This is a genomic window from Ruegeria sp. HKCCA0235A (genome assembly GCF_013033235.1).
Classification (GTDB): Bacteria; Pseudomonadota; Alphaproteobacteria; order Rhodobacterales; family Rhodobacteraceae; genus Ruegeria.
Genome location: NZ_WQDQ01000008.1, coordinates 222,863 through 233,094, shown reverse-complemented (window position 1 = coordinate 233,094; position 10,232 = coordinate 222,863). Strand labels below are relative to the sequence as shown.

Genomic DNA, 10,232 nt, shown 5'->3' with positions numbered 1-10,232 from the left:
ATGACCGTTGTTCCAAGGTCTTCCTATCAGCCATCGCACTCGTAGCAAACCTCATCTACTGGTTATGGGTCCTGACCTAGCCTGAGCCCAAAATTGCTTCAATCTTTGACAGGGTTGCGGAGTTCACTGCAACTCCCGCTTTGCTTGACGAAAGCCGGCTCTTGCGGCGGCCATCACCTGGCAGATGCGCGCCGTCCTGAGATCTGATCGACTCAACCAGAGTTGCCATGGCGTTTGAAAACAAACCTGCGGACGACGCCACGGGATCAATCGCAATAAAGAACTGCCCCGTTTTCGGGGGGCCACCGGCCGTTCCGGAAAAAGGCGATGCGTTCAACCCAAGTGTCGATCCAGTAAGGGCTGCGGCCATGACTTCGGTCAGCAAAGCAACACCCACGCCCTTGTAGCCGCCCGAGGGGGCCATGCTGCCTTTCAGTCCAACGTCAGGATCCGTTGTAGGGTTGCCGTCAGCGTCCAGCGCCCATCCGACGGGAATGGCCTTGCCTTCCCTTGCATGCTTCATCACTTCGCTTTTGGCGATGGTGCTGGCGCTCTGATCTATCAGCAGTGCGGGTTGACCATCTGTTCCCGGTGCAGCGATCGAGAACGGATTGGTCCCAACGACAGGTTTCGATCCGCCCGAAGGTGCGATGGATGCTGGCGCATTGGTGAACCCCAATCCGACCAGCCCTGCCTGGGCCAGCCGATACGTGTGATAGCCCAGCACACCGCAATTGTAGCTGTTTGTAATCGCCAATGCGGCGATGCCCTGTTCCTGTGCCGCAGGGATCAGCGCCTCGAAACCCAGATCAATGGCCGAATGTGCAAACCCGGTTTTGGCATCGACGCGGATGAGGCCCGGACGCGGGGTTTCAAGGGCAGGTTTTGCCTGACCGTCGACCTTGCCGCATTGAACATGCTCGCAATAGATCGGGATATACGCCAGCCCATGGCTGGCCACGCCGTCCGCTTCGGTCGCGGCTGTGGCAACAGCCAAAGGGCGCGCGTTTTCTTCGCTTGTGCCGGCGGCAACCAGCGCATTGAATGACAGCTCTTCGATTTCGGCAAGCGAGAGGGTTCTGGTTTCGGTCATCGGGTGGTCCTTCAATCGTTGTCTGACAAGCCTGAACCAGCGCCAAGCAGTCGGGATTCTTCAGTTGCGGGGGCATAGGTGCGATGCGCCACAGTGTTGAGGAATTGCCACGCCCCCGGATCCGGGTCAGCGCGGCTGTGCATGGAACGGGTGGGTCTGATGCGGCCGGTTTCGGTTATCCCGACGCGATTTGCCCTCTCCATTCCGAAATCGCCACAGCTGAGATGAACACCATCAGTGGTCGCTGAAACCCCGTCCAATGTGATTTCCAAAGTCGATTTCCGCTTTTTCGCCATGGTGGCGACAAAGGGCAGCAACAGAAGAGGAGCGGCAACATTGGAAATCAGAACTTTGCCTTGCGACAGGGCGTCCGGGAAATCTGATAATGCCGATCCGGTCATAAGGGGGCACAGATCCCGGGCGCCGGTCCACATGCCGTCCCGGGCCTCTGGGATGTGATGTTCCAGGTGCGGCGCAAATTCCTGCTCAAGCAACTGGGCCAGGATCGCAGGCCCGTCAAACCCCTGGACGCACAGCCATCGGGTTGCTTTCGCGGCTTCCTCCGCCACACCCCAGGCATATCCAGCCCCACGGGTTGCGCGTTTGGCGGTGGCTTCCACTTCGTTCAACGAGAAGGTCATTGCGCAACCTCCGGATAAACCCAAAGATCGGCGTTCGCGGTGTTCAGCTCTTCCGGGTAGGGCGCGCCCGCATACATGCAGATACGCACCCACCGATCCGAACGCGGGTCGAAATGCGTTGCCCCAAAGAAAGACAGTTTGGCCCGCAGCATATCAATGGGCATCACCTGCGCGCTGATCGTGTTGTCTCGAATTTCACCGTAGGGAGCGATACGGCTGATTTGCGCGCGGCGCACGCTGTGGCGGTGTTCCGGATGGCGCAACAGAAACTCTGCTATCGGAGCGTCATCAGGCCAGTTCTGCAACGCTTCGAAAGCCAGGGTTGCATCCCGCGCCGGTGCAAGAGGTTGTTCATAATCCGAGATCGGCTCCTCGAACCGCTCCCCCAGCCGGGGTTCCAGCTTTTCTTCGGACACGTACCAGGCCCGCGCGCAGTTTTCGGCGGCGGCCCAATCAAGGTTCAAAGCCCAGTCAAAGCTGTTCCGGATCAACGCACGCACCGCTGATACCGGCATGGTCCCATCAATCACCTGTGCAGAGGCGTCGGTGTCTGCCATGCAGCTCGCAAGCCCGTCAACAAGCGCGCCGTAAGGTTCAAGGATCAAAGAGGCCAGCAGCTCCTGACCTTCTTCTGTCAGCGCGGTTTCGGACCAAAGGATCAGACGGTTCCAGGGGTGATCCTGTGTCAGATCATCCTTGGCCAGGTATTTTTCGATTTCTTGCAGATCCGAATTCAACGCCGCCAGCTTTTCCATCTGCACCGGGTGTTCAGATCGCCACCAGGCGATTGACTGTTTGCAGCGTGCAAAGACATCGCAAAAGACACGTGCCTCATCCGCCGAAGCCACATCAATGGACCGAACGCGCGAGATCGCCTCCTCGCGCACCATGATCCAGTTGTTGAACAGTACCGGGTGATTGACGATGAACGGCGCCATACCCAGGCCGGTCGAATTCCCGATGCCCAGCCAGCGCGCGATGTCCGGATCAAGCTCTGCGGTCTGGTCTTGGCCTTTGACCCGAGCCATGTGCTGTACCAGATCGCGCACAAAGGCGCGGGTCAGATAGACCGACAGCATCTCGATCTGGAACGGACCGCTGACTTCGGCCCGGCCGGCTGTCTTTTCGCGGTCCGCCGCGCCGAATTTGCCCGAACCATAAACGGCCGTGGTCCGCATCAGATAGCCGACCTTGTATATCTGTTCGAGGTCGGGTTGCTGCCCCGCAGCAAGCTGATCCACCACATGGGCCCAAAGCCGCACGGAACGGTTCGCCCGCGACAGGGACAGTTCGGCTTCGCTGACGCGTCCGGCTTCTTGCAACGGAACATTCTGCGACAGACGATCGATATCCTCTGCCGTTGGAATGCCGTCAAACAAGGTAAAGGTGGCATCCCAGGCCTCGGCGATCACCCGGTCCGATCGTTGATCGGGTGGCAGGTCATGGGCAAAGGCGACCAGCGAATAGGCCCGATCGAGGCCTTGCGCGGTATAGACCGCATGGCCCACACCCTTGTTGTCAATTTCGAACGCGGGGCGCGAAAAGCTCCAGTTTTCTTCGGCCATGCGACGCGTCAGCTGCCGCATAAAGCTGAGCCGACATTGGTGCAACGATCCCAAACGTGACAGCCGCATGACCGTGGATGGGTCACGTCTGGCGATCTCTGTCTGCGCGTGTGGTTCCATTTGGTTACCTTTGTGGGACGAAGTTCTCGGCAAAGAACCGATACCAGTTCCCGCCCATGATCCCGGCCACTTCGTCATCGTTCAGGCCGGTCGCGCTTAACCCTTTTTCGATGTTGCCAAAGTCCCGGTTGTCCTGAAACCAACCCGGCATCGGTGGGAATCCCGGCGCCGAGGCCGAGCCTTCGCCATAGTCGATCTCTTTTGACCAACGCCCCACACGCATCCATTCCACGACGCTGTCGGGCTGATCCTGACACAGGTCGGTGCCGATCCCCAGATGTTCGGCCCCGTATTTGTCAGCAGTGCGGGCGATCATTTCGCAGAAGCTCTCCAGCGTGCAATCGGACTTGTCTTTCAGGTGGTGAGGGTAGACCGAAAAGCCCAGCATCCCACCTTTTTCCGTTACAGCGCGGATGACGTCATCTCGCTTGTTGCGCAGGGCCGGGGACCATTCGTGCGGATTGGCGTGTGTAATCGCGATGGGCCGGTCCGAGATTTCAGCCGCCTCGATCGTGGAACGGTCCGCCGAATGGCTCATGTCGACCACAAGGCCCACGCGGTTCATCTCTTTGATGACCTGCTTGCCCATGCGGGTGATGCCGGTGTCTTCGGCCTCGTAGCAACCGGTCGCCAGCAGGGATTGGTTGTTGTAGGTCAGTTGCATGAACCGCGCGCCCAGATCGTGCAGGATTTCGACCAGCCCGATATCGTCTTCAATGGGCGACGGGTTCTGAAACCCGAAAAACACGGCGGTTCGGTCCGTTTTACGGGCCGTGTCGATATCGCTGACCCAGCGGCCTTTCATGATCAGATCCGGGTATTGCTCGAACCAGCGGTTCCATTTCTCGAAATTCAGAACCGTTTCGCGGAAATTCTCATGATATGCGATGGTGACGTGGATCGCGTCCACGCCCCCTTCGCGCAACTGGCGGAAGATCTTTTCCGACCAGTTGGCATATTGCAGGCCATCGATCCGCATCAGACGGGGCCTGCGCTGATATAGGCGGTTTTGACGGTCGTATAGAATTCAGCCGCCGCCTTTCCCTGTTCGCGGGGTCCGTACGAGCTGTCGCCGCGGCCACCGAAAGGCACGTGGTAATCGGTACCCGCGGTGGGCAGGTTCACCGTCACAACACCGGTGCGCGCGTTGCGGCGGAAATGCGTGGCGCGGGCCAGCGATTTGGTCACGATGCCCGAGGTCAGGCCGAAATTGGTGTCGTTGACCACGCTCAGCGCCTCGTCATAGCTGCCGACCTTGATGACGCTGGTCAGCGGTGCGAACATTTCTTCGCGGTTGATGCGCATGTCGTTGGTGGTGTTCAGGAACACGCCCGGCGACATGTAGAAACCGTCATGGGGCATCTCCAGCCGCTGACCGCCACAGGCCAGCTCGGCGCCTTCGGTTTTGCCCAGTTCGACATAGGCAAGGTTTTCGTTCAACTGCTGCTGGCTGACGACCGGACCCATCTGAACCCCGTCCTCCAGCGCGTGGCCGACCTTGATGGCCTGTGCGCCGGCCACAAGCTTTTCGACAAAGGCATCATGGATGCCGGCGTGGACGACCAGACGCGATGAAGCCGTGCACTTCTGACCGGTGCCGCCAAAGGCCCCGCCCAGCGCCAGCGTCACCGCCAGATCCAGATCGGCATCATCCATAACGGCCAGCGCGTTCTTGGACCCCATTTCCATCTGCACCTTGGTCAGGTTCTGGATGGCCGCAGTAGCAATGCCCTTACCCACGGGAACCGATCCGGTGAATGAAATCGCATTGACCTTGGGGCTTTCCACCAGACGCTGACCGATGGAACGGCCCGAGCCCATCACCAGGCTGAACAGACCCTTGGGGATGTCTTGCCGCGCGATGATTTCGGTCAGGGCCACGGCCGAGGCAGGGGTGATGTTGGCGGGTTTCCAAACAACCGCGTTGCCATAGCAAAGCGCCGGGGCGATTTTCCACGAAGCCGTTGCGGTGGGGAAGTTCCACGGGCTGATGATGGCAACCACGCCAACAGCCTCGCGGCGCACGTCAACCTCGATGTCCGGGCGCACGGAATCGGCGTTCTCTCCGATCTGTCGCAGACATTCGGCCGCATAGTAGGTGAAGAACTGACCGGCGCGGTAGACCTCGCCCTTGCCCTCGGCCAGCGGTTTTCCTTCTTCACGGCTCAGCAATGTGCCGAGTTCCTCGGCGCGGGCCATCAGTTCGTTGCCGATGGCGTTCAGCACGGCCTGCTTGCGCTCCAACCCATAAGCCGCCCATTCCACCTGGGCTGCCCGTGCCTGATCCAGCGTTGTCTCAAGCTGATCAGCACTGGCCTGCGCGAATATGCCGACCAGATCGCTCAGATCCGATGGGTTGCGGTTTTCGATTTCGCTTTCGCCGGCCAGCCATTCGCCGGCAATCAGATTCAGTTTGGTCACGTCAGGCCCCAAATTCGCAAATTTCAGTTTGCGAAAGAATGGAACTTGCCGGCGACATCAGTCAAACTCAAATAACTTTAGAAAACTTCAGAAAGATTGAAGCATGGCCGTGAAAATAGAAATGCTGCGGTGCTTTTGCACTGTGGCCCAAACCGGAAACCTTGCCGAGGCAGCCAGCCGTTTGGGCCGCACGCAATCCGCGGTCTCAATGATGTTGAAACAATTCGAAGAGCATCTTGGCAAGAAACTGTTTGAAGGCGAACGGAAAAACCACCTTTCACCGCTGGGTCAGCAAGTTCTCGAGCTTGCGCTCAAACAGGTGCGGGATTTCGATCAGGCCGTTCAGAATATTGAACTGGCGGCACAGGCCGAGCACGGGTTGATCCGTATCGTATCCGTGCCGTCCGTGGGGGCGTTGGTCTTTCCTGCCCTGCTGGATCATATGACGTCTCGCTTTCCCGGCCTGAAGATCGAGCTGCGCGACGGAGATTCGCAGCAGGTTCTGGATGCGGTTGCCGGCGACACGTCTGATATCGGGATAGCGTCAGGCCACTTTCCGCTGAATGGGGTCAGTGCAGAGCCGCTGTTTCAGGACCGCTTCGGCTTGGTTGCAGCGTCCGATCATCCGCTGATGACACGGGCCGAACCGCCAGCCATTTCCGATCTGGTGGCTCAGCCTTTCGTGCGAAACGCCCTGTGTGACTTTATCGAGTCCGCGCCTTTCCGTGAAGTTCTGGACAGGGCCGAGGTTACCATCCACAACACGCATTCCCTGATCACGACTGTCAGGGCAGGCCAGTGGATCACGGTCCTGCCGCAGACCGTCGCGCAATTCATCCCGGACGCAGTCGCCTTTCGTCCGATTTCAGATTTGCCGGACAGGCGCGAGGTGTTTCTATACGTTCGGGAAAGGTCGCGATTCCGAGAAATCTCGGAGGCCTGCCGTTCATTTGTCCTTTCGAGTGGATTTGGAAATTCAAGCCTGTGAATGCATCAAAAGGGGATTAACCCTGCTCAAAATCACAAATTAATTTGGTTTTTGCAGACTCACGCCCGCTGCCATGCTAGGTTCTCGTTTGAAGTGGGGGACTTCAGAGGGGCGATATGTCTCAAGACCTGAGGGGCTGGTTGAGCGCAAATGGATTAAACGAGTACGCGCAGGCCTTCATTGATAACAAGATCGACTTTTCCATTCTGCCTGATTTGACGGCCGAGGATCTGATCGAAATCGGTGTGACCGCTGTCGGCGATCGTCGGCGGCTTTTGCGTGCCATCGAGCAACTTGATTCCTCGCAGATCGCCACGGAGCCTGAACCCGCAGCGCCGCACGAACCTGCGCGGCGGCAGGTCACGGTGATGTTTGCGGACCTGACCGGGTTCACGAAAATGTCCAGCAAGCTGGATGCCGAGGATCTGCACGCGCTGCTCAACCAGTTCTTCAGCAAAGTGGACAATGTGGTCGAAAAATACGGCGGACGCATCGACAAGCATATCGGTGATGCGGTCATGGCCGTTTTCGGAGCGCCGATCTCACATACCAATGACACGGAAAGGGCAGCACGGGCCGCAGCTGAAATTCATGCGGTTCTTCCGACGTTATCACCGCCGCTGTCCTGCCATATCGGTATCTCTTCGGGTCAGGTCATCGCCAGTACGACAGGCAGCCAGTCGCACACGGAATATACAGTGACAGGGGATGGGGTGAATCTGGCGTCTCGGCTGACAGATATCTCAGGGGGCGGCGAGACTCTGGTCTCACATGACATTCAACGCGCGCTGGGCCCGTTGTTCGTTGGCGAATCCATCGGGGTCAAGGCGATCAAGGGGTTGAACGAGCCGGTTGAGGTCTGGCGTCTGGACCGGCTGGCCAGGAACATTCGGACCAGACGGCACAAATTCATCGGGCGCGAGCGCGAGATGTCGATTTTCTCGGCCACGTTCGACCGATGCCAACGCCATGGAAAAGGTGAAGTGCATATCGTTCTGGGCGAACCCGGAATTGGAAAAACCCATCTGTCCGAGCAAGTGGCGGAACTGGCGACAAGCCTGTCCTACACGATCCACAACGGCGTTGTGATGGATTTCGGCGCGCGCGAAGGTCATTCAGCCATTCAGACCGTTGCACGCAGCATTCTGGGGCTTGAAGCGTCAGACGGGGCGGAAACCGGGGCGGCCGTTGCTAAAGAGGCCATTGCCAAAGGCTGGGTCAGCCCTTCCAACGCTGCGCATCTCAATGCTTTGCTTGAACTCGAGCAGGATCCGGGCCTGGCCGAGGTCTATGCGGTGATGGACAACAAAACCCGTCTGCGCGGGCGGCGTCAGGTGCTGGAGGAGCTGCTCTCCGCCAGCAGTCGGGAATCGCCCTTGCTTATTCAGATTGAAGACATCCACTGGGCGACGCCCGACATCCTGGCGGCGTGTTCTCATATCGCCGCTGTGACGCGGAACACGCCCTGTGTGTTGATGATGACCAGCCGGGCCGAGGGCGATCCGATCGACAGAGAGTGGCAGATGGCCACGGATGGTGCGCTGGTGTCAAAACTGGAACTGGCACCGATGGGAGAAGAGCACGTCAGGCAACTGGTCGAAGAGTTCCGGGCCATCGATCGCGACTTGCTGGAAACATGCGTCCAGCGCGCCGGTGGAAATCCGTTGTTTCTGGAACAGCTGTTGCGAAATACGGATGTGCTCAAACAGGAAACTGTGCCGGGCAGTATTCAGGGTATCGTTCAGTCGCGATTGGATGCGCTGGATCGCGCCAGCCGAACCGCCATTCAGGCCGCATCGGTTCTGGGTCAACGGTTCTCGCCCGAAGTTCTGAATTTCATTCTGGGTGAAGGGCATCTGGATACAAGCAACCTGATCCGCTCGGCGTTGATCCGAGAGGCAGGGCCCGATTTCATGTTTACCCACGCGCTGATCCGGGACGGGTCCTATGCAACATTGGTCAAATCCGAACGTGCCCGTCTGCACCGACAGGCGGCTCAGTGGTTCGAAGACAAGGATGCAACCTTGCGCGCCCAGCATCTGGACCGGGCCGGGGCCAATAACGCGGCACAAGCCTATCTGGAAGCAGCCGACAAATTGATTCAGGCCTTCCGGTTCGACGATGCCAGCCCGCTGATCGAGCGTGCTTTGGAATTGCCGTCCCCGGCGGGTGTCCGATTTGACCTGCTGTGCGCGCGGGGCGAAACCCATCGGTTGCAGGGGTTGTCAAACGAAGCTTTGGACGAGTTCAAAGACGCCGCCCGTTTGGCTGAAACAGACGAGCAAATCGCCCGGGCCCATATCGGGCTTGCGCAGGCGGCGCGGCAAGCAAGCCTGTATCAGGACGCGCTGGAAGCGCTCGACACGGCCGAGGCAGCAGCACAGCGCTGCGGGTCCGAGGAAGATGAGGCCCAGATAAGCTATGTGCGCGGCAACGTCTATTTCCCGCTGGGCCGGAACAAAGAAGCGCTGAAGGCCAACGAGCGGGCGCTCTCGCTTGCCCGCAAGCTGGAATCCCCGCGCCTTGAGGTTGGGGCGCTGAGTGGATTTGGCGACGCCAATTTCATGAAAGCCTCGATGAAGACGGCGGCGGGGTTCTATACCCAAGCCGCTGAAAGGGCGCGCGAAAAAGGGCTGGTTCGGGACCTTGCGGCCAATCTGCACAATCTCAGCGTGGCGCGCAGCTATACTGGGGATGTCGGGCAGGGCCGAGCAGATGCCAATGAGGCGATTGAAATCTCGCAGACCTATTTCGCCTTCGTTCCGGAATGTGTCGCGCAAACATGCCTTGGTGTGGCCGAGACCTTTCTGGGCAGCCTCGACCGTGCGCTGGAAGCCTTTGGCGTTTCCGCCGAAATCGCAGAGCGCGTGGGCGCAAAACGCCTTGAAGCGCAGGCGTTGGAACATCTGGCCAGAACGCAGGTTTATGCCGGCCAGATCGGGCGCGCACGTGAAACCGGTCTGCGAGCAGTCGAAATCGCGCTTGAACATGGCCGCAACTTTGTTGGACCCAAGGCCCTTTCAGCCCTGGCGATGGCCGAAACGGACCCGGATGAGCAAACGCGCCTTTTGAAACTGGGTTCTGAGATCATCGCCGAGGGATGTGTCGGCCACAGCCATTTACACTTTTACCCCGATGCCAGCGTTGTCATGCTGGCGCGCGGTGATTGGGATGCCGCAATTGAATATGCGGATGGGCTTGCCGCGTTCACCAAGAATGAGCCTTTGCCAATGGTTGACCTGTCCATTCGTCAAGCACGACTATTGGCCGAGAGCGGGAAGCAGAATATCCCACCGTCACAGCATAGCGGATTTGCCGATCTGAATGAGCAGTTTGCGGCGATGGGCATCACGCAATCGTTGCTGGGCCGAGCGGATTTTCTGGCGGAATAGGCGGCAAGGCAG

Annotated in this window: 7 protein-coding genes; 2 read left to right on the top strand and 5 right to left on the bottom strand. The window is 59.0% G+C overall.

Translation table 11 applies throughout. The annotated features are described in order from the left end of the window. Positions 1-76: 76 nt before the first annotated feature. Genes GOW56_RS15360 through GOW56_RS15340 form a run of 5 tightly spaced genes read right to left on the bottom strand, consistent with a single transcriptional unit; the run spans position 77 to position 5,840 of the window. Complete coding sequence (locus GOW56_RS15360; RefSeq protein WP_152459696.1) at positions 77-1,093, bottom strand: Ldh family oxidoreductase; 1,017 nt, start codon at positions 1,091-1,093, stop codon at positions 77-79. Between the two features lie 11 nt (positions 1,094-1,104). Beyond that, on the bottom strand, positions 1,105-1,734 hold the full coding sequence (locus GOW56_RS15355; RefSeq protein WP_171206427.1) for a DUF3726 domain-containing protein: 630 nt from the start codon (positions 1,732-1,734) through the stop codon (positions 1,105-1,107). Next, positions 1,731-3,419, bottom strand: a complete 1,689-nt coding sequence (locus GOW56_RS15350; protein ID WP_171206426.1) for a hypothetical protein — start codon at positions 3,417-3,419, stop codon at positions 1,731-1,733. The genes GOW56_RS15355 and GOW56_RS15350 overlap by 4 nt, the downstream gene beginning before the upstream one ends. A 4-nt stretch (positions 3,420-3,423) precedes the next feature. After that, on the bottom strand, positions 3,424-4,398 hold the full coding sequence (locus GOW56_RS15345) for a membrane dipeptidase (RefSeq protein ID WP_171206425.1): 975 nt from the start codon (positions 4,396-4,398) through the stop codon (positions 3,424-3,426). Then, the gene (locus GOW56_RS15340; protein ID WP_171206424.1) at positions 4,398-5,840 is read right to left on the bottom strand and encodes an aldehyde dehydrogenase family protein; all 1,443 of its coding nucleotides are present in this window, start codon (positions 5,838-5,840) and stop codon (positions 4,398-4,400) included. Before GOW56_RS15340 ends, GOW56_RS15345 begins: the two co-directional genes overlap by 1 nt. 103 nt (positions 5,841-5,943) lie before the next feature. On the opposite strand from GOW56_RS15340, the gene GOW56_RS15335 reads away from it, so the two are divergent. Continuing rightward, a complete protein-coding gene (locus GOW56_RS15335; protein WP_171171890.1) occupies positions 5,944-6,828 on the top strand; it encodes a LysR family transcriptional regulator in 885 nt (294 codons plus the stop codon). A gap of 116 nt (positions 6,829-6,944) precedes the next feature. Further along, positions 6,945-10,220: an adenylate/guanylate cyclase domain-containing protein gene (locus GOW56_RS15330; protein ID WP_171206423.1), complete on the top strand. Its 3,276-nt coding sequence runs from the start codon at positions 6,945-6,947 to the stop codon at positions 10,218-10,220. Positions 10,221-10,232 lie beyond the last annotated feature (12 nt).